This is a genomic window from Shewanella sp. MBTL60-007, assembly GCF_019654915.1.
In the GTDB taxonomy this organism is placed as follows: domain Bacteria; phylum Pseudomonadota; class Gammaproteobacteria; order Enterobacterales; family Shewanellaceae; genus Shewanella.
Genome location: NZ_BPET01000022.1, coordinates 60728 through 81854 on the forward strand (window position 1 = coordinate 60728; position 21127 = coordinate 81854).

Consider the following 21127-nt stretch of genomic DNA (forward strand, 5'->3'; position numbering starts at 1 on the left):
AAGATGGCCAACGCTAAAGAGATTAAAACCAAGATCGCGAGTGTTCAAAACACTCAGAAGATCACGTCTGCAATGGAAATGGTTGCCGCGAGCAAAATGCGTAGAGCACAAGATCGCATGGCTTCTAGTCGTCCATATGCAGAAAATATGCGTAAGGTGATCGGTCACGTGGCGCAAGGTTCTCTCGAATATAAGCATCCATATTTGGAAGTGCGAGAAGCTAAGCGTGTTGGTTACATTGTAGTGTCAACCGACCGTGGTCTTTGTGGTGGTCTGAACGTTAACCTTTTCAAGAAGGTTGTCGCAGACGTGAAGAAGCAGCGTGAAGCTGGTGCAGAAGTTGAATTCTGTACAATTGGTGCACGTAGTGCGCAATTCTTCAACAGCTTTGGTGGACAAGTATCTGCTTCTGCTTCAGGTTTAGGCGATGCTCCAAAGCTAGCCGACTTGATCGGAACAGTACGTGTGATGCTAGAAGCATACAACGAAGGCAAGCTGGACCGTTTGTACGTAGTATTCAACAAGTTTGTAAATACTATGACGCAAACCCCGGTGATCGAGCAGCTGCTACCTTTGCCTAAGTCAGAAGAAGATGAGTTTACTCATCAGTGGGATTACATCTACGAGCCAGATCCAAAGTTATTGTTAGATACTTTGTTGGTTCGCTTTGTGGAATCTCAAGTTTATCAAGGTGTTGTTGAAAACATCGCATCTGAGCAAGCGGCCCGTATGGTTGCTATGAAAGCTGCGACAGACAACGCTGGTGAACTTATCGGTGACTTGCAGTTGGTCTATAACAAAGCCCGTCAGGCTGCGATTACGCAAGAACTTTCGGAAATTGTTTCAGGTGCTGCCGCCGTTTAGGCTAGGTAACGAATACAAGTTTTAGAGGATTAATCATGAGCACAGGTACTGTTGTCCAAGTAATTGGCGCGGTTGTGGACGTAGAGTTTCCACATGATGCCGTACCTCAGGTATATGACGCTCTAGAGATCAAAAGTGAAGGCTTGGTGCTGGAAGTTCAGCAGCAACTTGGTGGTGGTGTAGTTCGTACCATCGCTATGGGTTCTTCAGATGGTCTGCGTCGTGGCCTAGAGGTTGTAAACTCTGGTTCACCAATTACTGTTCCGGTTGGGTCTGCGACCCTAGGCCGTATTATGAACGTATTGGGTGAGCCTGTTGATGAAGCGGGCCCTATCGGTGAAGAAGATCGCTATGTGATCCACCGTGAAGCTCCTTCATACGAAGATCAGTCAAACACAACTGAACTTTTAGAGACTGGTATCAAGGTTATCGACCTTGTATGTCCATTCGCTAAGGGTGGTAAAGTTGGTCTGTTTGGTGGTGCTGGTGTTGGTAAGACCGTTAACATGATGGAACTTATTAACAACATCGCTAAAGCACACTCTGGTTTATCAGTTTTCGCTGGTGTAGGTGAGCGTACTCGTGAGGGTAACGACTTCTACTACGAGATGGAAGATTCTGGCGTTCTAGATAAAGTGGCCATGGTATATGGTCAGATGAACGAGCCTCCAGGAAACCGTCTACGTGTGGCACTAACTGGTCTAACAATGGCTGAGAAGTTCCGTGACGAAGGTAAAGACGTTCTTTTCTTCGTGGATAACATCTACCGTTACACCTTGGCGGGTACTGAAGTATCTGCACTGCTAGGCCGTATGCCATCAGCAGTAGGTTACCAGCCAACATTGGCTGAGGAGATGGGTGTTCTTCAGGAGCGTATTACATCGACTAAGACAGGGTCTATTACCTCTGTTCAAGCCGTATACGTACCTGCGGATGACTTAACGGATCCATCACCAGCAACAACCTTCGCTCACTTAGACGCGACTGTTGTATTGTCTCGTAACATTGCTTCGCTAGGTATTTACCCAGCGGTTGACCCATTGGATTCGACTTCACGTCAGCTAGATCCACAAATTGTTGGTCAAGAGCATTACGATGTTGCTAGCGGTGTTCAAACTGTACTTCAGCGCTACAAAGAGCTGAAAGATATCATTGCGATTCTAGGTATGGATGAATTATCTGATGAAGATAAGACAACTGTATTCCGTGCTCGTAAGATTGAAAAATATCTTTCTCAGCCATTCTTCGTAGCAGAAGTATTCACCGGTTCTCCAGGTAAGTACGTTTCTCTTAAAGACACAATCCGTGGCTTCAAGGGCATTCTAGAGGGTGAATTCGATCACCTTCCAGAGCAAGCGTTCTACATGGTTGGTTCAATCGACGAAGCCGTTGAGAAAGCTAACAAAAAATAACTAAGTATTCTGTAGTAATATAGAGCACTAGTTTAAGGAGAACGGATGGCAGCCATGACAGTACAGCTTGATATGGTAAGTGCAGAAAGTCATATCTTTTCTGGTCGCGTAGCTCAGCTACAAGTTACCGGAACGGAAGGTGAGCTAGGTATTATGCCTGGTCACGCGGCTCTGCTAACAAGTATCAAACCTGGCATGGCGCGCATCGTCAAGCAAGATGGAAGCGAAGAAGTGCTTTACCTTTCAGGTGGTATCCTGGAAGTACAGCCTTCTTCAATTTCAGTATTGGCTGACGTCGTTATGCGTGCCGATGAGATTGACGAGCAAGCCGCTGCTGAAGCTAAGCTCCGTGCAGAAACCGCTATGGCGGGTGCTGGCGCAGACTTCAACTATGCAGCTGCAGCGATTGAGTTAGCTCAAGCTATCGCTCAATTACGCGTAGTCGAGACCATCAAGAAGAACATTGCCAGATAAGGTTATTGTTTGATGAAAAAAAGGCGCCTAATGGCGCCTTTTTTGTATCTAAAAGAAGGCCCTAGGAAAAGCTAAGAAAGGTTCTAGGAAAGCAAAGATGAACGGCCTTCGTCCTAGGGAACGAGACTGCGTCACTTACGGAACGCTACGCTGACGGATAACGGAACGTTCGCAAGCTCACTCACGGTAAGTTTAGCGAAAGCTTCAGTGACCCTTCTAATCAACCTACCCTAGGTTGCTTTGCCCACCAGCTTTGGGATTAGCTAGCTTTGGACAGCCGGTCCTGCTCTTATAGGATCTAGCAGGAACGTAGTGACGCTCTAGCCGTGACGAAGTCACGTCCTAGCAGCTGGTATATTTAACTGTCTGAAGAACTCTTTACCGCAATCGACATAACTTCAGAACGTGATCTAAGTAAGAACCCTTATCTCATTTGAGTGCTACCCTCAGGCACTAATTTTATGTCTGAGAGCTTCCCATGCAGCACGTGTTAATTATCGTCAATGATGCCCCTTATGGTTCTGAAAAGTTGTTCAATGCGCTTCGTTTAGCCATACAGCTCAATGAACAAGACTATTCACCCGTTCGAGTGAGCCTATTCTTAATGTCTGATGCCGTCACTGCCGTTTTACCCAATCAAAAGCCTGCCGAGGGTTATAATATCCAGCAGATGCTAGAGATTGTTATGGCGCAAAAGACGCAAGTAAAGTTTTGTGGTTCTTGTATGCATGCTCGCGGCCTAACAGAGCTTGAAGTGATAGAGGGTTGTGAGATGGCGACTATGGATGATCTTGCACAATGGGTGCTGGTGGCTGATAAAACGATTACCTTTTAAAGGCTAGCGAGTCGCTTTTAGTACTGGTATCGCTTAAAATCAGCACTCAGATACAGACCTCTCTATTTTATAAGCAAGCATTAGCTCAAGGATATAAACCAATGGCACTGAATGTAGTGATTTTGGCCGCAGGCAAGGGAACCCGCATGCGCTCAGATCTTCCAAAAGTTCTTCACCCAATCGCTCATAAGAGCATGGTTCAGCATGTAATCGATACTGCACATCAAGTGGGCAGTGATGCTATCCAGCTAGTCTATGGCTATGGTGCTGATAAGCTACAAGCAAAACTGGGTGAACAGCAGTTAAATTGGGTGCTACAAGCTGAGCAATTGGGTACAGGGCATGCGGTAGCACAGGCGAATGCCAATATCGCCGATGATGATACCGTGTTAATTCTTTATGGCGATGTGCCACTGATCCAAGCATCTACGCTTGAGGCGCTACTTGCTGCTCGCGAAGAGAATGGCTTAGCTATCTTAACTGTTAATCTACCAAACCCAACAGGTTATGGCCGCATCGTTAGAAAAGGTGGAAATGTAGTTGGTATCATCGAACAAAAAGATGCCAATGCTGAGCAGCTTGCCATTAATGAGATTAATACTGGCATTATGGCGGCGCCGGGTAAGCAGTTGAAAGCTTGGCTTGGTCAGTTATCATCGGATAATGCCCAGGGTGAATACTACCTGACTGATATTGTTGCCATGGCACACAACGATGGCGTGGCGATTACGACTGCACAGCCTGAGTCAGCTATTGAGGTCGAAGGCGCAAACAACCGTGTACAGTTGGCACAGCTTGAACGTGCTTTCCAAGCTCGTGCAGCGGAAAAGCTGATGCTTGAAGGTGCTAACCTGCGCGATCCTGCCCGTATCGATATTCGCGGTGACGTTACCGTAGGCATGGATGTGATGATCGACGTGAATGTGGTTATCGAAGGTAGAGTGACTATCGGTAATAACGTAACCATTGGCGCTGGCGTAATTCTTATCGATTGTGAGATTGCCGATAACGCTGTAATTAAACCTTACTCTATTATTGAAAATGCCAAAGTTGGTGTCGATGCGAGTGCTGGTCCTTTCGCGCGTTTGCGCCCAGGTGCAGAGCTTAAAGAAGATGCCCATATCGGTAATTTCGTTGAGATGAAGAAAGCCGTACTAGGTAAAGGCTCTAAGGCTGGACACTTAGCCTATATTGGCGATGCGACTATCGGTAGTGGTGTTAATATTGGTGCGGGTACCATTACCTGTAATTACGATGGGGCTAACAAGTTCCAGACTATTATCGAAGACAATGTGTTTGTGGGCAGTGATACCCAGTTAGTGGCACCTGTGACGATTGGCAAAGGCGCAACCTTAGGTGCTGGTTCGACGATTACTAAGGATGTTGCTGCAGATGAGTTGGTCATTACCCGTGTTAAGCAGCGTCATTTAACTGGTTGGCCACGACCAGTTAAGCTGAAAAAGTAATTTTAAAGGCTTCAAAAAAAGCGGCTCAAGAGCCGCTTTTTTGTTTTTTATTTAGCCCGTTATGTCTATGTTCAGCATATTGTCTTTAAACTTAATAAAGCCAATCGCTGTAGATACTTATTGATACATTTGTGGCTGCAAATGTTTATTCTCAATGGTAATTTTGAAGTGCGTCACTAGCCATTGTAAAGAAGTGTAAAGAAACTTAAATAAAAATAGTTCTCATTTATATTGCGACTCAATTAATACATTCATGTGTCATTTTGAGGTTGGATATGTCTGTTGGGACGTCATTTAAGTTTTCTCGTTTAGGGCTGGCAATCGTTGCTGCACTGGCTTCATCATCTGCGCTGGCTGAGGATGCAAGTGTTGACTCTGCTATTGTGGCTGAGCCAAATATCGAGCGCATTAGCGTTACAGGTCGTAGCTTTAACGATTACAATGTTGGCTCATCTTCAGGCGCTATGCGCGGCGATATCGACATCCTAGACACACCTCAATCTGTCACTGTCATTCCTGACTTCGTTACCGATGAGCAGTTAGCGACTAACCTTTCAGAAGTACTGGTTAATGACTCGAGCGTGACTGGTGGCTCTGAGAAATGGAACCGCCAAGTATTCAACATACGTGGTTTTGAGCTGTCTTCAGGCTCAGGCTTCTTGATAAATGGTCAGCAACAGTGGTCTCACTACGTACAACCTATTGAAACACTACAGCAAGTTGAGGTGCTAAAGGGCCCATCTAGTATGCTTTATGGCCAGTCAGGTCCTGGTGGACTGATCAACATGGTCACTAAGAAGCCTACTTATGAAACCATGCTCGATATCGGCTTTGATACCGATGAGCACGGCTCTACACGTTTCCAACTCGATGCTGGCGGTAGCTTAAACGAAGCCGAGACTATTCGTTATCGTACAGTGTTAGTGAAGCAAGATACGACCTATTGGAGAGAGTACCAAGATGGCACTAATCAAGAGCGTGATCGCTGGTTAGGTTATTTAAACTTAGAGTTTGATATTACCGATGATCTAATGTTGTCGCTTAAGTATGACCACACTCAAGACAAGACGGGTATCGACCGCGGTGGTTGGCTAGACAGCGACGGTGAGTTAATTGGTGGTCGTGATATTATCTGGGATCAGCCATGGGCATTCACTGACAACACTATCTCTAACCTAGGTGCAGAACTGACTTATCACTTGTCTGATGATTGGAAAGTGAAAGCGGGCTATAACGATCAGCAGTTTAATCGCCAGCGCCTAGATTCTTCACCATCGCTAATCAGCGGTTCAGAAGATCCATTTACCGATGGCTACTATGTCAGCCCATTTGACCGTTATGATGACTGGCAACATAAGACAGGTTTTGTTGATTTTACTGGTAACTTTTATACTGGCGACTTAGAGCATCAACTGCTTATCGGCGCTAACATGCTGGACTACTACTATGGTCAGCTAAAAGAGTCGGGTGATAAGAATCAAGTTGTGATGCCAGGCCAACCTATTCCTAAGCCAGATCTTGATTACAACCGTGATGAAACTTTGTACGAGAGTGAGTACAAGCATTATGGCTTCTATGTTCAAGACTTAGTGACGATTACCGATGAATGGCAAGTGCTAGCTGGCGTGCGTTACGACGAGCAGAAGAAAGACGGCGCGGGTAACAACAGTTATGCAGTGTCACCTAAGTTTGGTGTTATTTACTCTCCAGCTGAAAACGGTAGCATCTACGTTAACTACTCTAAGAGTTTCACGCCTCAAGGCATCGTAAATGATATTGATGATGTCAATGATGGTAAAAACCTAGATCCTGAATACGGTGAACAGTATGAAATTGGCACCAAATGGGAGCTATTTGACGGTAGCTTACTATTAACCGGTGCGGTATTTGATATCACGGTATCGAATGTGACGGTAACTGAAGAGATTGAAGGTAGCAGCCAAACAATTACCACTCAGTCTGGTGAGCAGCGCCATAAAGGTTTCGAGATGGGGGCACAGGGCCAGATAAGCGATAGCTGGTTTATGACAGGCTCTATGATGTACCTAGATGCTGAGTATCTTCGTCCTGAAACAGATAGCCTAAATGGTAAGACACCGGTCGACGCGCCTGAGTGGTCGGCAAACGTTTGGACACGTTATGAGATGACCGATGACTTAGCATTAAACTTCGGTGCTATCTATGTAGGTGAGCGTTTTGCTAATACCAGTAACACCATTAGCAAAGACGGCTATGTGCGATTCGATATGGGCGCCGCATACACTATGGATGTAATGGGCAGCGATGTGAGTGTACGTGTAAACGTGAAGAATCTATTCGATACCGATTACCTTGCCGGCGGCACAAATACTGATGTCACCGTGGGTGAAGGTCGTCACTTCAGCCTTGCATTGGAAGCTAAGTTCTAAAACTAAGTCGTAAATATAGGCTTAAAGTCTAGTTCGTATTAAAAGCCTCAACCTTAGGGTTGGGGCTTTTCTTTGCCTGAAATATCTCTCTTTAACGATTATAAAGGTGTAAAACTGGCAATTAAGTTTCGTTTCACTATAATGCTCCTTTCGAAACGAAACTTAGTGAAAGGTTTTATGAACAAACGAAACACTCAACAGCGACGTCATAGCATTATTAGCCTGCTTACTCAGCAAGGCGAAGTGAGTGTTGAGGAGTTATCCTTACGTTTCGAAACCTCTGAGGTCACTATTCGTAAGGACTTAGCCACTTTAGAGAAAACGGGCCTATTGTTGCGCCGTTACGGTGGCGCCGTCGCCGTGCCTGATGAGGTGACTCAGCAGTTCTCCGCCAAGATAGCACCTAACAAGCTGTCTATCGCTAAGGTGGCTGCTGAACTGATTAAAGATCATAACCGTATCATTATCGATAGTGGCAGTACCACATCAGGTTTAATCGGCGAGCTCAACAATAAGCGTGGCTTACTGGTGATGACCAATTCACTTGCACTTGCCAATTCAATTCATGAGCTTGAAAACGAGCCGACTTTATTGATGACTGGTGGGACATGGGATCCGCACTCTGAGTCCTTTCAAGGCCAAATTGCCGAGCAAGTATTACGTTCCTACAACTTCGATCAGTTGTTTATTGGTGCAGACGGTATTGATCTTGAGCGCGGCACCACAACCTTTAATGAGCTAACAGGCTTGAGTAAGGTGATGGCCGAGGTGTCGCGAGAAGTGGTGGTGATGCTTGAATCGGAAAAGCTGGGTAGACGCATACCGAACTTAGAGCTGCCTTGGAGCAAGATCAGCGTATTGGTAACCGATGATAAGTTACCAAGAGATGCGCTAGAGACTATTTCTAACCATGGGGTGCGGGTCATTCTTGCACCTTATGCCGGGTAACTATTACAAGCAGGCTGCTTGTTTAAATTATCTAGTTTCAAATTTAACTTTTAACTTTCAATTTAACTCTCATACAGAGAGATTAGGTAACTAAATATGTGTGGAATCGTTGGCGCTGTAGCGCAAAGAGATGTGGCAGAAATTCTGGTTGAAGGCCTAAGACGCCTCGAATACCGCGGTTATGATTCTGCTGGTGTCGCGGTATTAAATAATGGTGAGTTAAATAGAACTCGTCGCGTGGGCAAGGTACAAGAATTATCTGCAGCTTTAGAGGCTGCACCTCTTGCTGGTGGCACGGGTATCGCGCACACACGTTGGGCAACCCATGGTGAGCCGAGCGAGCGTAATGCTCACCCGCATCAGTCAAATGGCGATATCGCGGTTGTACACAACGGTATTATTGAAAACCATAACAAGCTACGTGAGATGCTCAAAGGCTTAGGTTACGTGTTTGAGTCAGACACAGATACTGAGGTGATCTGCCACTTAGTACATCATGAGTTAAAGACTCACAAGACCCTACTTGCTGCAGTTCAAGCAACGGTAAAACAGCTTGAAGGTGCCTATGGTACTGTGGTTATCGACCGCACTGATAGCGAGCGCATGATAGTGGCTCGCTCTGGTAGCCCGCTAGTTATCGGTTATGGTCTTGGTGAAAACTTTGTCGCTTCTGATCAATTAGCACTATTGCCTGTTACTCGCTCTTTTGCTTTCCTAGAAGAAGGTGATGTTGCCGAAGTGACTCGCCGCGAAGTGAACATCTATGATGTTGACGGTAATGCAGTTGAGCGTGAGGTTAAAGAGTCGGAAGTCACTCATGACGCCGGTGATAAAGGTGAATACCGTCACTACATGCTAAAAGAGATCTACGAGCAGCCAACGGCAATCGCCCGTACGCTAGAAGGTCGTATCGCCGCTGGCAAAGTATTAGATACAGCCTTTGGTGATAACGCTGCTGAATTCTTAAAAGATATTAAACACGTACAGATCATCGCTTGTGGTACCAGTTACCATGCGGGTATGGCAGCACGTTACTGGTTAGAAGATTGGGCTGGCGTATCTTGTAACGTCGAAATCGCATCAGAGTTCCGTTACCGCAAGTCGCACCTGTTTCCTAACAGCTTGCTTGTGACCATTTCACAGTCTGGTGAAACTGCAGATACCTTAGCGGCAATGCGTTTAGCCAAAGAGATGGGTTATAAGGCAACATTGACTATCTGTAATGCTCCAGGCTCTTCATTAGTACGCGAATCAGATATGGCGTACATGATGAAAGCGGGCGCAGAGATTGGTGTTGCATCGACTAAAGCCTTTACCGTGCAGCTAGCGGGTCTGTTGATGCTGACTTCTGCTATTGGCCGTTACAACGGTATGTCTGATGAGATGCAGGCTGAGATCAGCCAAAGCCTGCTTTCAATGCCAGCTAAAGTAGAGCAAGCATTAGGTTTAGATGATGCGATTGCTGCATTGGCAGAAGATTTTGCCGATAAGCATCATGCACTATTTTTAGGTCGTGGCGATCAATATCCAATCGCGATGGAAGGTGCACTTAAGCTAAAAGAGATCTCTTATATTCACGCAGAAGCTTATGCATCTGGTGAGCTTAAGCACGGTCCACTAGCACTGATTGATGCCGATATGCCGGTTATTGTGGTTGCACCTAATAACGAACTGTTAGAGAAGCTAAAGTCTAACGTCGAAGAAGTGCGTGCTCGTGGTGGCTTGATGTATGTGTTTGCTGATAAAGATGCCGAGTTTGAATCTGATGACACTATGAAGGTGATCCCTGTACCTCACTGTGATGAGTTTATGGCACCACTTATCTATACTATTCCACTACAATTACTTTCTTATCATGTGGCCTTGATTAAAGGTACTGACGTTGATCAACCACGTAATTTGGCTAAGTCAGTTACGGTTGAGTAAGTATTTGATTAGCAATGAGTGAAACAAAAAAGCGGCTACCTAGGTAGCCGCTTTTATATTTAATCAATTAAGCTGATACTTATTTAAAGCTTATTAAATAAATCGCCTTATAATTGAAATTTAATAAATTTAAACGCTAACGAATGATATTGTCGTTAGCGCCATAAATTACTTACTCTTTACCGTAAACGTTATTTTCTTGCTCTTGAACACGAATAAACGTAGTACGCTTAGTTAACTCTTTTAGAGATGCCGCACCAACATAAGTACAAGTAGAGCGAACGCCGCCCATAATATCGTTAATGGTGTTATCTACACTGCCTTTAAATGGTAGTAGTACGGTTTTACCTTCAGCTGCTCGGTATTTTGCTACGCCGCCAGAATGCTTATCCATGGCCGACTGTGACGACATGCCATAGAACTTAACCATTTTCTTACCATCTTGCTCAACGACTTCTCCGCCGCTCTCTTCATGGCCAGCTAACATACCGCCAAGCATAACGAAGTCAGCACCACCGCCGAAGGCTTTAGCTACATCACCGGCACAACTACAGCCACCGTCACCGATGATCTGTCCACCTAAACCGTGCGCTGCATCGGCGCATTCGATAATGGCTGAAAGTTGTGGATAGCCAACACCGGTTTTTACACGTGTCGTACATACAGACCCCGGGCCAATGCCGACCTTAACTATATCTGCACCAGCAATAATGAGCTCTTCGACCATATCACCCGTAACCACGTTACCAGCACTGATAACTTTCATTGGGTATGCTTGTCTTACTTTACGCACGTAATCAACTAGGTGCTCAGAGTAGCCGTTAGCGATATCGATACAGATGAAGGTAAGGTCTTCAGACATCGATAGAATTTCACTAAGTTTGATAAAGTCTGCATCAGAGGTGCCGCTAGAAACCATAACGTGTTTCAATACATCTGCAGTTTGGTTTGCTACAAATTCGCTCCACTGCCCGACACTGTAATGCTTATGAACAGCAGTCATTACATTGTGCTCGGCTAGGCTAACAGCCATTTCAAAGCTAGCTACAGAATCCATGTTGGCAGCAATAATTGGCACTCCAGACCAAGTCTTGCCACTATGCTTAAAAGTAAATTGACGGTTTAAGTCTACTTGAGAACGGCTCTTCAACGTTGAACGCTTAGGTCGGATAAGAACATCTTTAAAACCTAATTTTAGATCTTGTTCAATACGCATAGTTTATTCCTCACATGGATTTTGCGCGCAGCAAAACCGCCGATAAAAAGTAGTTTTATCGGATATTAAATTAATTCCTGAGTTTATTTCAGGCACAAAAAAACCGGAACGTTTGTGGACGCTCCGGTTTTAGGCATTATAGGAACAGATTTCTTATTAGCAAGTTCTCAAATTAAAACTATCATTTCTTAAAAACGGAAGGTTATTATTTTGTTGATACCTGCTTGCGTCTTTGTTTTTATTTCACTGTGAGTGATTAGCTAAGCTGCATAACGTAAAACCCTGATATTAACTAGTTAAGGTTTACTTATCTTTTGCGGCTTTCTCTTTAAACTCTTTCATATCGAAATTATCTAGTAATAATAAGGTGTCAGCTATAGCCGATTTGAGTTTCGCCGCAGGTGGGTAGGTTGGTTTCTTTGTTTGCTTCAGAGATTCTCTGCGAGTGACAAACTCCAGCATTGTCTCAAGGTTTTCGGGACAATTTATATCGAGAGCGGGGAGCTTTTTGTTGGATGCGTTGTTATAGATTTCAAACTCTCTTTGCAGGCATTCTTGAGCTTCTCTTATTCTTTCCATGTATAAGGTTCTCTTTAATCAATTCAGCAATAACCCCGAAGCTATCTTAATAACCTAGTTTAAACAAGCTTGTAGGCTAAAGTCAGTATTTTAGGTGGGAGACTATCGGTTATCTCGCCCTTATGTACTATATGGAAAGAAAAAACGCTCACTATTTATAGCGAGCGTTATCTGATTTAGCCAAATTGTCCGCTGACATAGCCATGAGTTCGCTGATCTCGTGGTTGATTGAATATCTGGGTGGTTTCTCCATGCTCTACTAACTCTCCCATCCAGAAGAAGGCGGTCTTATCGGAGATCCGCTTGGCCTGATTCATTGAATGAGTGACGATGACAATGGTGAATTGTTTGCGTAGTTCATCCATTAACTCCTCGATCTTGTGCGTCGCAATAGGGTCGAGTGCGCTGGTGGGCTCATCCATTAAAATGACCTCAGGTTTCATCGCGATGGTGCGTGCAATACACAGACGCTGTTGCTGCCCGCCAGATAAACCAAATGCTGGTGTATTAAGTCTATCTTTCACTTCCTCCCATAGAGCGGCACTACGCAGCGACTCCTCTACGGTATCATCGAGCACTTTTTTGTCTTTAACTCCCTGAGCTCTGAGCCCAAAAGCAACGTTCTCATAGATACTCATTGGGAAAGGGTTAGGCTTTTGAAACACCATACCCACACGCATTCTTAGGTGTTTTACATCAACATCTTGATAGATATTGTTGCCATCAAACATCACGTCACCATCAATCTTCACACCAGCTACTAAGTCATTCATACGGTTTAGTGTTCGCAGCAGAGTCGATTTACCACAACCAGAAGGGCCAATTAACGCGGTAACTTGGCGAGCAGGTATGGTTAGAGAGATATTCTTTAGCGCATGGTTGTCGCCGTAAAATAGGTTTAAGTTGTTCACTTCTAGCTTATTCATGGAGATAACCTTACTTAGATGAGCGGTTTAAGCGTGAGGCAATCACTTTGGTTGCCAGATTTAAAATAAGTACCAAGACAATCAACACTGTGGCGGTAGCATAGGCCTGATCCCACTCGTGTTGAGTAAAGAGTTCTTGAGTCAATTTATAAAGGTGAACCGTTAAGGTGCGGCCAGATTCTAAGACAGATTCAGGTATTTGAGTCACCATGCCCGCAGTTAAAAATACTGGGGCTGATTCACCTATGACTCTGCCCGTACTTAGGATGATTGACGTGACGATACCCGGTAATGCGCTTGGAAGTACTAAGCGGCAGATGGTGTAAATTTTCGAGCTACCCAGAGCATAGCCGCCCTCGCGATAACTCATAGGCACAGATAGTAGCGCTTCCTCTGTGGTGCGGATTATTACAGGTAAAATCAGCATAGCTAATGTCAACGCACCCGAAAGAATTGAGAAACCTAGCCCTAGGGTGGTGACGAAGAATGTCATACCGAATAGACCGTAAACGATCGATGGAATACCCGCCAACGATTCGGTGCAGAAGCGGATGACCTTAACGACTTTACTCCCCGGCGCTGCATATTCAGTTAGGTAGATAGCTGTCATTATGCCAATAGGGGCGGCGAAGGTCAGTGATAGACCGACCATGTAAACGGTCGACACTATCATAGCCCAAATACCCGAGGCTTCACCGATACGTGTGTAGGCGCCAGTGATAAATTCCCAACTGACATGATCTAGGCCATTGCTTAAGATGTGCCAAACGACCCAGAGTAAAAACAGTAGTGTTGTTGCCGCTGCGGCCCAAATAGCGGCTAGCATCAGCTTATCTTGGTTGTCTCGTGAAAGTTGTAACATTAGTGAGCTCGCTTTCGGTTGAGATAAAGCAGTGAACCGTTTAGTAATATGATAAAGGCCAGTAGCACTATGCCTGTCGAGTACAGAGCGTTGGCATGGATCCCGGTAGCGTATGACATCTCCATGGCGATATTGGCGGTTAAGGTTCTAGCTGGCTCAAGTATCGAGCCGGGCATTGCTGGTGCGTTACCCATCACCATAATAATTGCCATGGTTTCCCCTATTGCGCGTGCGACACCTAGGGCTATGCCTGTGTAAATACCACTGCGTGCGGCAGGAATGAGAACTTTAAAGATACTAAAGATGTGCGAAGCCCCTAACGCGAGCGCCCCCTCTTTATAGGTTGGAGGTAGGGCGCGCAGTGAGGTTTCTGAAATCGTAATCACAGTTGGCAAGATCATGATGGCCAACACGATTACACCTGCAAGTATGGTGTTACCTGCAGGAATATTAAAAATGGTCTCGATGGCTGGAACAATAATGACCAAACCAAAGAAGCCATAAACCACTGAAGGGATACCAGCTAGTAGCTCAACAGCAGGGCGAATTATATTGGCTAACCAGTTTGGGGCTAATTCGGCTAAGAACACTGCCGTAAGCAACGCGATGGGGACACCAATAATCACTGCGCCAGCGGTGGAGATAAGTGATGCGACTATCATTGGTAACAAGCCAAACAGTGCTGGTGGTAGCCACTCTTTGCCTAATATCATCTGCGAAACGCCAGCCTCTTTAAAGGCGGGTAAGCCTTCGCTAAAGACAAACCATCCTATGGTTGCGACCGAAAGCACGCCAACCATGGCGCAACTAAGGAAGAGTATATGAAAACTCATCTCTTTCCAGTCATAGGACTTTGCTGGAGCGAGTTTAAGCCCTTGTGGTTGGACTTTACTGGCTGTTGTCATCACTTAACCTCGACATCTACCTATAATGAACGGTTGATACAGAGGAAAGTGTTTCCTCTGTATCTTGTCATTGAATTATTGAACAGGGATATAGCCTTCTGCAGCCACTATGCTTTGACCATCTTTCGATAATATGTAGTTGATAAAGTCGTTGGCATTTTTGGGGGCCTGCTTGTCCATTAATACGATAAATGGACGGGCAATTTGATAGTCGCCAGCGATGATGTTTTTCTCTGTCGCTGCGATACCGTTTACATCGATAGCGCGTAAGCTGTCATCGACACTGCCTAGAGATATATAGCCGATAGCATATGGGTTGTTGGCGACAATGGTCTTGATCATGCCGTTACCGTTACCTACTTGGGCAGTTGGTGAGATAGCTGTGACCTTGTGGCCGTTAATCGTGCGTTGTAGCTTCATTATTTCTTCAAATGCACCGCGCGTTCCCGAGCCATTCTCACGGGTAACAACGACGATTGGGCGAGCTTCACCGCCAACCTCTTTCCAATTCTTAATTTCACCACGATAGATTTTTGATATCTGCTCTTGGGTGAGATTTTTCACAGGGTTAGCCTTGTTCACAGCTGCCGCAATACCATCACGTGCGATGACAATTTCTTTAGTATTGCTATTGAGCTCACTTTCTTTGACGTTGCGTGAAGACATACCAATCATGCTGGTACCATCTTTCGCTGCACGAATGCCAGCCGATGAGCCAGTACTTTGTACTTCAACGTTAGTGTTAGTGGTGTTTTGATAATTTTCTGCAAGCACTTCCATTACGTGAGCTACAGATGTCGAACCTGATACTGTTACCGTGCTTGCATGTGCAAGAGGTGTCGTCATTAGACCTACTGCGGTTAACAAGCCAAATACTTTTTTCATTACGATTTCCACTCTATTGTTTGGTCGCTTAGATACGAGTTATTTACAAAACCAAGTTAGTGCCTCACTGAAGGCAAGCGCATTAAGACAGACTTATATGACAGTTATGTGACTAAGAAACAGGTTAGGTTAATTTGAAAGGCTCACTCGATGTGTATTAGGAAATACTGTTTTTTAGGTTCTAATCGTTTTTTGTTACATGAACAAAAATTCAGAATGGGTTTATTAAGCCGTCTTTAGCTGTACTCGACTCTAGGTTTTATGGGGTGTGGAGCAGGTTTTTTATGGTGATTGCGCGGTTGTTACTTCTGCGAGTTAACTTCAAATTAAGTTTAGATTAACAACTCGCGAGGGCAAATATGTTATGTTTCGGTTATTAGAACGCAGGATAAATTTATTATTAAACTTTTATGACAATATGTGTTTGCCACATATTTGTACAAATAATTAGTCACAATAACTTATGTATTCAACCCCAAGTTACTTTTGGCGTCTATCCTTTATGCGTAAGCATGAACTCTCACATATAAATACTTAATAAAGGTGCTTCTATGACGACTGAAATGGTCATGATTGGTATGTCGATTTTGATCTTGGTCGGTATTTTGTTGCATCACCCTTCTCGTACCTTAGGGATCCCGTCGCTTCTTATCTTCATGGGCGTAGGGCTTATGTTAGGAAATGGCGAGTTTAACTTTGTCTATGATGATTTAGATAAGACTGCGTGGATAGGTGGTTTGGCGCTAAACATGATTGTGTTTGTAGGCGGCATAAACACCTCAACTGATAAAATTAAAGTGGCTTATAAAGAGGGCGGCGTACTGGCCTCCTTTGGTGTGTTGTTTACCACACTGTTTTTTGCGGTCATTTTATATTGGCTACTCGATTTTGATTTTATTACTTGTCTGCTGTTTGCTGCAATCGTGTCATCTACCGATGCCGCAGCCGTATTTTCTATTCTCGAGTCTAAAAAGTTAAAGCTAAAAGAGCAGACCGATACGGTATTGGAGTTTGAGTCGGCCACCAACGACCCGGTCGCCATGCTATTGGTTATCTTTCTAACGGATATGGCGCTCTCTACGGGTAAGAGCATAGCTGCATCAGATATAGCTCTGGAACTGGTAACCCAAATCGGTGTTGCTATGGTTGTCGGTTGGCTGGTGGCTAAAATCGCTGTATCGCTACTTAATCGCATTCATCTATCTGAGTTTGGGCTTATTCCTGTGTTTGTTTTAGCCAGCTTTGTTATTGCGACCTATGGCGCCGAGTTACTAGGGGGTAATATCTTGCTGGCTTCTTATATTGCAGGTGTGGTGATAGGCAATGGTATTAAGCGTGGGCAGTTGGTTAATCTACACTTCTTTAACAGCTTATCTTGGTTGGCTCAGGCACTGATGTTTATCGTGTTAGGGTTACAGATCTTCCCACAGTCATTAGCAACTGTGTTCGTAAGCTCATTATTGCCGGCGCTACTATTGATACTGGTGGCTAGACCTTTAGCTGTGCAGCTCTGTTATCTGCCATTTGTTAAGGCGAGCTGGAAGAAGCGTTTATTTATCTCTGCGATAGGCTTAAAAGGCGCAACACCAATTGTATTTGCATTAATTCCAGCTGCGGCTGGCGTACCTGGAGCCTTAGATATCGTGCATATGGTGTTCTTTATCGTATTGTTCTCAGTCTTTATTCAAGGGGGAGCTATCGCTCCTTTGGCAAATAAGCTAGGTTTGAACCGTTCCGATAAAGATTAATGAACCGTTTATGCCGCTGCTGTGACTAACGCATTTTTAGCTTCAATTCCTTTCCATACCTTTTCATGGAAGTAGAACACAACTGTATTGATAGCGGGCTCGATTAATGCAACTGCGCCACCAATGACCACACTTCCGGTCAATAGGTAAGTAATAGTGAAAGCTACGCTAAAGTGAAGTATTGCGAAAGTCATGGTCTTAATCATGGTGAGTCCCCCTATTTGAATTAACTAAATGATAATGGTTCTCATTTGTAATTTAAAGAGGATTACTTAGATTTATTTAATGGGATAAATCGATTAGAAGGGAGCGGTAACCCCATCGGTGAATTCACTGATGGGGTTCGGTAGGTATGTTAAGTGCTAGGTATTAGTAGTGCCATGGGAAAGAGGAGAAGTCTTGGTCACGCTTCTCAAGGAAGGCGTCACGGCCTTCTCTGGCTTCCTCGGTTCCGTAAGCTAAACGGGTTGCTTCACCTGCAAATAGTTGCTGACCCACTAAGCCATCGTCTGGCAGGTTAAAACCGTACTTCAACATGCGCATCGCCGTTGGTGACTTAGAGTTGATCTCCTTAGCCCACTTTAATGCTTCAGTCTCTAACTCTTGGTGAGGAATGGCGCGATTTACCATACCCATGTCGAAAGCTTCTTCTGCTGAATAGTTAAAGCCTAAGAAGAAGATTTCACGAGCACGCTTTTGACCTATCATCTTAGCAAGATAGGCACTGCCGTAGCCTGAATCGAAACTGCCAACGTCTGGATCGGTTTGCTTGAACACAGCGTGTTCTTTTGAGGCAAGGGTTAGATCGCACACTACGTGCAAGCTGTGGCCACCACCAACAGCCCAACCTGGTACGACAGCGATAACAACCTTAGGCATAAAGCGGATTAAGCGCTGAACTTCGAGGATATGCAGACGACCCATACGAGCAACATCTGGCGTACCTTCTTCTGCACCTTCATATTTGTAGCCATCTTTACCACGAATACGTTGATCACCACCGGCACTGAAAGACCATTGGCCTTTAGCCGAAGGACCATTACCCGTTAATAGCACGCAACCTACATCTGACCATTGGCGAGCATGATCTAGTGCTGTATATAGCTCATCGACAGTCTTTGGTCGGAATGAATTGAGGCAATCAGGGCGGTTAATCGCGATACGCACAGTGCCCTGATCTTTGGCTCTGTGGTAGGTAACATCTTCGAAATCAAATCCAGGAACGAGATCCCATAGTTCGGGATCAAAAATGTCTGATACTTGTTGTGTCATGAGCTGATAGCCTTTTCACTTCATTTAATTACAGTAATGGCTAAAGGCTAGGCTGAATCAGATCTCAGGTCAATCAAGTTTGTAGGCTAACTGAGATCTGTTGCATTATCGGCTTGCGGTTAAGCATATTAGTTGAGCTTATCGCAGATGTAGGTTTGGTTTTCCTTGCTAAATGCTGAGTGGCGACTAGCACCATTGCCACAAAACTCATCCTTGTAATCATCGAGTTTAGCTTGAGATTGAGTGATGAGTTGCAATGCTTGTTGTTCGGTAGCTGAAAGACGGTCAGCAATATCTGTCTTTAATAAATCCACTTTATCGTCGAGGCGTTGGATTTGTGTTCCCGTCATGCTATCTAGCTTATCTTCCGCTTGTTGGTAGATCCCTTGAACTTCAGCAATTGGCTCATCTAAGGTGTTTGTTTCTGTATAAAGGTAGTAAAGAATTCCTGCAATTATTGCCAATATGATCCAGCCCTTCATCTTTTAGTCCTATCTAGGTGAATAACTTGTATTATAAGCGTTATAATAAGCTAGTTTTCTTGCAATATTAAAGCTGTAAGGCTGCAAAATGAACGCTCAACAAAATAAAAAAGACTTCTCAAAAACTGAAAGAATCAAGATCCACCAACCCGATGCGACTAAGGCTGACCGCTTTAACCCGCGTAACCGTATCTATGTCAGGGCCGTTGAAGGGCTATGGACGACACTGCGTCGCCGTATAGGTTGGATCGCAATGCTATTCTTTTTGCTTCTACCATGGATCCCATGGGGAGATCGTCAGGCTGTCTGGTTTAATCTTGCAGAGCAGAAGTTTCATGTGTTTGGGCTGACTATCTGGCCTCAAGACTTTACCTTATTAGCTGCATTATTGATGATTGCAGCATTTGGACTGTTTTTTATCACTACATATTTAGGTCGAGTATGGTGCGGCTATACCTGCCCGCAGACCGTTTGGACTTTTATCTTTATCTGGTTTGAAGAGAAGCTAGAAGGCTCACGCAATAAGCGTATTAAACTAGATCAGATGCCATGGAGTTTTGACAAACTATGGCGAAAAACAGCGAAACATGCCTCTTGGTTGTTTATCTCTTTATTGACCGCAATGACGTTTGTCTCTTACTTTGTGCCGACGAGTGAAGTCTATATAGAGGTATTTAGCTTAAATGCCAGCGGAGCTATCTATTTCTGGGTTATCTTCTTCACTTTTGCGACATACGGTAATGCCGGTTGGATGCGTGAGATCATGTGTCTGCATATGTGTCCTTATGCGCGATTCCAGTCAGCGATGTTTGATAAGAACACTTATATAGTCGGCTATGATGTACAGCGTGGTGAGGTGCGTGGACCAAGATCGAGAAAAGCAGACCCTAAAGCGATGGGCTTGGGTGACTGTATCGATTGTGACTTATGTGTACAGGTATGCCCAACGGGTATCGATATTCGCAATGGTTTACAGTACGAATGTATAAACTGTGGTGGCTGTATCGATGCCTGTGATACTACGATGGAGCGTATGGGTTATGAGAAAGGCCTCATTAGTTACACCACAGAAAACAAGCTAGAAGGAATTAAAGAGAAGGTACTTAGACCTAAGCTTGTTGGTTATGGTGTCGTACTTTCAGTAATGATACTTATCTTTATCTATGCAACTGCGACGATAGCGCCAATTCGTATCGACATCATCCGAGATCGAAACCAATTATTCAGAGAAACCGATGCTGGTTTGATTGAAAACACCTTCACCTTGAAGATCCTCAATAAAACTGAAAGCGCGCATATCTATAATATGAGTGTCGAGGGATTAGCTAACTATGAATGGATTGGTCCGCAACAAGTCACTATCGAAGGTGGAGAGGTTCTGACTCTACCAATTAGTGTTGCTGTTGACCCAGTCGATCTCTCTAGAACGATGACTCATATTAACTTTAAAGTGGTTACGGATGACGGCGGGATTGAAGCAAAGCAAGAATCACGCTTTTTCGGTAACTAACCTAAAGAGACAAAACATATAAAAATGGGGCTTTTAGCCCCTTTTTTGTACGTATCGTTTGATAACTATGCATTTGATTCGAATATTCTCATTTAATTAAGAAAGCCCCTTGCGCTCGTCTTAAATCTCCCTATAATGCGCATCCACTGACACGACACAGCAGGCTAACTACCCAGCGTAAACGCTAGATAGAACGGGACTTGCAGCAGTGTTAGGGATTCAAAAATCGAAAGAGATTTGAATCTGGTGACAAGCGGTTTAAGAGCTTCATTTGATGTGCCTTGTATAAAGAATCATCGCTTGAAAAACTTCTTAAAATAAACGCTTGACGCCAACAACGGGAAGTGTAGAATACGCAGCCCTAGCCACTTGAAGCGGTTCGTAAGAACGCCAAGCAGGCAACGCTCTT

19 protein-coding genes are annotated in these 21127 nt (G+C 44.5%); 10 read left to right on the plus strand and 9 right to left on the minus strand.

Annotated elements, in window-relative coordinates; translation table 11 throughout:
* The first annotated feature begins 3 nt into the window (after positions 1-3).
* The 8 genes from atpG (at position 4) to glmS (ending at position 10333) form a co-directional block, all read left to right on the plus strand.
* Entirely contained in the window at positions 4-864 is an 861-nt protein-coding gene (gene atpG / locus K5Q92_RS10165; RefSeq protein WP_220768891.1) for a F0F1 ATP synthase subunit gamma, read from the plus strand.
* 35 nt (positions 865-899) lie between these two features.
* Complete coding sequence (atpD, locus tag K5Q92_RS10170; RefSeq protein ID WP_220768892.1) at positions 900-2276, plus strand: F0F1 ATP synthase subunit beta; 1377 nt, start codon at positions 900-902, stop codon at positions 2274-2276.
* Positions 2277-2321: 45 nt separating this feature from the next.
* Positions 2322-2750 (plus strand): F0F1 ATP synthase subunit epsilon, encoded by a 429-nt coding sequence (locus K5Q92_RS10175; RefSeq protein ID WP_220768893.1) that lies wholly within the window; start codon positions 2322-2324, stop codon positions 2748-2750.
* Positions 2751-3228: 478 nt separating this feature from the next.
* On the plus strand, positions 3229-3585 hold the full coding sequence (locus tag K5Q92_RS10180; protein ID WP_220768894.1) for a DsrE/DsrF/TusD sulfur relay family protein: 357 nt from the start codon (positions 3229-3231) through the stop codon (positions 3583-3585).
* Between the two features lie 101 nt (positions 3586-3686).
* A complete protein-coding gene (glmU, locus tag K5Q92_RS10185) occupies positions 3687-5051 on the plus strand; it encodes a bifunctional UDP-N-acetylglucosamine diphosphorylase/glucosamine-1-phosphate N-acetyltransferase GlmU (RefSeq protein ID WP_220768895.1) in 1365 nt (454 codons plus the stop codon).
* Between the two features lie 275 nt (positions 5052-5326).
* A complete protein-coding gene (locus tag K5Q92_RS10190; protein WP_220768896.1) occupies positions 5327-7459 on the plus strand; it encodes a TonB-dependent siderophore receptor in 2133 nt (710 codons plus the stop codon).
* Positions 7460-7636: 177 nt separating this feature from the next.
* Complete coding sequence (locus K5Q92_RS10195; protein ID WP_220768897.1) at positions 7637-8407, plus strand: DeoR/GlpR family DNA-binding transcription regulator; 771 nt, start codon at positions 7637-7639, stop codon at positions 8405-8407.
* Positions 8408-8503: 96 nt separating this feature from the next.
* A complete protein-coding gene (gene glmS / locus K5Q92_RS10200) occupies positions 8504-10333 on the plus strand; it encodes a glutamine--fructose-6-phosphate transaminase (isomerizing) (RefSeq protein WP_220768898.1) in 1830 nt (609 codons plus the stop codon).
* A 172-nt stretch (positions 10334-10505) separates the two neighbouring features.
* Here the strand turns inward: glmS and K5Q92_RS10205 are convergent, their stop codons facing one another.
* The 6 genes from K5Q92_RS10205 to K5Q92_RS10230 form a co-directional block, all read right to left on the minus strand.
* Positions 10506-11549 (minus strand): GMP reductase, encoded by a 1044-nt coding sequence (locus K5Q92_RS10205; protein ID WP_220768899.1) that lies wholly within the window; start codon positions 11547-11549, stop codon positions 10506-10508.
* 303 nt (positions 11550-11852) lie between these two features.
* The gene (locus tag K5Q92_RS10210) at positions 11853-12128 is read right to left on the minus strand and encodes a hypothetical protein (protein ID WP_220768900.1); all 276 of its coding nucleotides are present in this window, start codon (positions 12126-12128) and stop codon (positions 11853-11855) included.
* A gap of 176 nt (positions 12129-12304) precedes the next feature.
* Positions 12305-13054, minus strand: coding sequence for a phosphate ABC transporter ATP-binding protein PstB (gene pstB / locus K5Q92_RS10215; RefSeq protein WP_220768901.1), 750 nt, complete (start codon positions 13052-13054; stop codon positions 12305-12307).
* A gap of 10 nt (positions 13055-13064) precedes the next feature.
* Positions 13065-13916, minus strand: a complete 852-nt coding sequence (gene pstA / locus K5Q92_RS10220; RefSeq protein ID WP_220768902.1) for a phosphate ABC transporter permease PstA — start codon at positions 13914-13916, stop codon at positions 13065-13067.
* Entirely contained in the window at positions 13916-14821 is a 906-nt protein-coding gene (gene pstC / locus K5Q92_RS10225) for a phosphate ABC transporter permease subunit PstC (protein ID WP_220768903.1), read from the minus strand. Before pstC ends, pstA begins: the two co-directional genes overlap by 1 nt.
* Before the next feature lie 75 nt (positions 14822-14896).
* Positions 14897-15706 carry a phosphate ABC transporter substrate-binding protein gene (locus K5Q92_RS10230; protein ID WP_220768904.1) on the minus strand — a complete coding sequence of 270 codons (810 nt, stop codon included), beginning with the start codon at positions 15704-15706 and terminating at the stop codon, positions 14897-14899.
* Between the two features lie 551 nt (positions 15707-16257).
* Here K5Q92_RS10230 and K5Q92_RS10235 point away from each other — a divergent pair.
* Positions 16258-17454 carry a potassium/proton antiporter gene (locus K5Q92_RS10235; RefSeq protein ID WP_220768905.1) on the plus strand — a complete coding sequence of 399 codons (1197 nt, stop codon included), beginning with the start codon at positions 16258-16260 and terminating at the stop codon, positions 17452-17454.
* An 8-nt stretch (positions 17455-17462) separates the two neighbouring features.
* Here K5Q92_RS10235 and K5Q92_RS10240 read toward each other — a convergent pair whose 3' ends face one another.
* The 3 genes from K5Q92_RS10240 to K5Q92_RS10250 all read right to left on the minus strand — a co-directional run bounded on the left by K5Q92_RS10240 (position 17463) and on the right by K5Q92_RS10250 (position 19208).
* On the minus strand, positions 17463-17660 hold the full coding sequence (locus tag K5Q92_RS10240; protein WP_220768906.1) for a DUF2061 domain-containing protein: 198 nt from the start codon (positions 17658-17660) through the stop codon (positions 17463-17465).
* A gap of 163 nt (positions 17661-17823) precedes the next feature.
* On the minus strand, positions 17824-18726 hold the full coding sequence (locus K5Q92_RS10245; RefSeq protein ID WP_220768907.1) for a 1,4-dihydroxy-2-naphthoyl-CoA synthase: 903 nt from the start codon (positions 18724-18726) through the stop codon (positions 17824-17826).
* A 128-nt stretch (positions 18727-18854) separates the two neighbouring features.
* The gene (locus tag K5Q92_RS10250; RefSeq protein ID WP_220768908.1) at positions 18855-19208 is read right to left on the minus strand and encodes a hypothetical protein; all 354 of its coding nucleotides are present in this window, start codon (positions 19206-19208) and stop codon (positions 18855-18857) included.
* An 88-nt stretch (positions 19209-19296) separates the two neighbouring features.
* Here K5Q92_RS10250 and ccoG point away from each other — a divergent pair, with 88 nt between their 5' ends.
* On the plus strand, positions 19297-20718 hold the full coding sequence (ccoG, locus tag K5Q92_RS10255; RefSeq protein ID WP_220768909.1) for a cytochrome c oxidase accessory protein CcoG: 1422 nt from the start codon (positions 19297-19299) through the stop codon (positions 20716-20718).
* The last annotated feature ends 409 nt before the right edge of the window (positions 20719-21127 follow it).

What these genes read in the sequence shown, in the direction of transcription:
- K5Q92_RS10195 (WP_220768897.1), top strand. Translation starts at nt 7,637, where the DNA reads ATGAACAAACGAAACACTCAACAGCGACGTCATAGCATTATTAGCCTG.
- K5Q92_RS10245 (WP_220768907.1), bottom strand. Translation starts at nt 18,726, where the DNA reads ATGACACAACAAGTATCAGACATTTTTGATCCCGAACTATGGGATCTC.
- K5Q92_RS10230 (WP_220768904.1), bottom strand. Translation starts at nt 15,706, where the DNA reads ATGAAAAAAGTATTTGGCTTGTTAACCGCAGTAGGTCTAATGACGACA.
- K5Q92_RS10190 (WP_220768896.1), top strand. Translation starts at nt 5,327, where the DNA reads ATGTCTGTTGGGACGTCATTTAAGTTTTCTCGTTTAGGGCTGGCAATC.
- ccoG (WP_220768909.1), top strand. Translation starts at nt 19,297, where the DNA reads ATGAACGCTCAACAAAATAAAAAAGACTTCTCAAAAACTGAAAGAATC.
- K5Q92_RS10180 (WP_220768894.1), top strand. Translation starts at nt 3,229, where the DNA reads ATGCAGCACGTGTTAATTATCGTCAATGATGCCCCTTATGGTTCTGAA.
- pstB (WP_220768901.1), bottom strand. Translation starts at nt 13,054, where the DNA reads ATGAATAAGCTAGAAGTGAACAACTTAAACCTATTTTACGGCGACAAC.
- K5Q92_RS10205 (WP_220768899.1), bottom strand. Translation starts at nt 11,549, where the DNA reads ATGCGTATTGAACAAGATCTAAAATTAGGTTTTAAAGATGTTCTTATC.
- glmU (WP_220768895.1), top strand. Translation starts at nt 3,687, where the DNA reads ATGGCACTGAATGTAGTGATTTTGGCCGCAGGCAAGGGAACCCGCATG.
- pstC (WP_220768903.1), bottom strand. Translation starts at nt 14,821, where the DNA reads ATGACAACAGCCAGTAAAGTCCAACCACAAGGGCTTAAACTCGCTCCA.
- pstA (WP_220768902.1), bottom strand. Translation starts at nt 13,916, where the DNA reads ATGTTACAACTTTCACGAGACAACCAAGATAAGCTGATGCTAGCCGCT.
- K5Q92_RS10235 (WP_220768905.1), top strand. Translation starts at nt 16,258, where the DNA reads ATGACGACTGAAATGGTCATGATTGGTATGTCGATTTTGATCTTGGTC.
- K5Q92_RS10175 (WP_220768893.1), top strand. Translation starts at nt 2,322, where the DNA reads ATGGCAGCCATGACAGTACAGCTTGATATGGTAAGTGCAGAAAGTCAT.
- K5Q92_RS10210 (WP_220768900.1), bottom strand. Translation starts at nt 12,128, where the DNA reads ATGGAAAGAATAAGAGAAGCTCAAGAATGCCTGCAAAGAGAGTTTGAA.
- K5Q92_RS10240 (WP_220768906.1), bottom strand. Translation starts at nt 17,660, where the DNA reads ATGATTAAGACCATGACTTTCGCAATACTTCACTTTAGCGTAGCTTTC.
- K5Q92_RS10250 (WP_220768908.1), bottom strand. Translation starts at nt 19,208, where the DNA reads ATGAAGGGCTGGATCATATTGGCAATAATTGCAGGAATTCTTTACTAC.
- atpG (WP_220768891.1), top strand. Translation starts at nt 4, where the DNA reads ATGGCCAACGCTAAAGAGATTAAAACCAAGATCGCGAGTGTTCAAAAC.
- atpD (WP_220768892.1), top strand. Translation starts at nt 900, where the DNA reads ATGAGCACAGGTACTGTTGTCCAAGTAATTGGCGCGGTTGTGGACGTA.
- glmS (WP_220768898.1), top strand. Translation starts at nt 8,504, where the DNA reads ATGTGTGGAATCGTTGGCGCTGTAGCGCAAAGAGATGTGGCAGAAATT.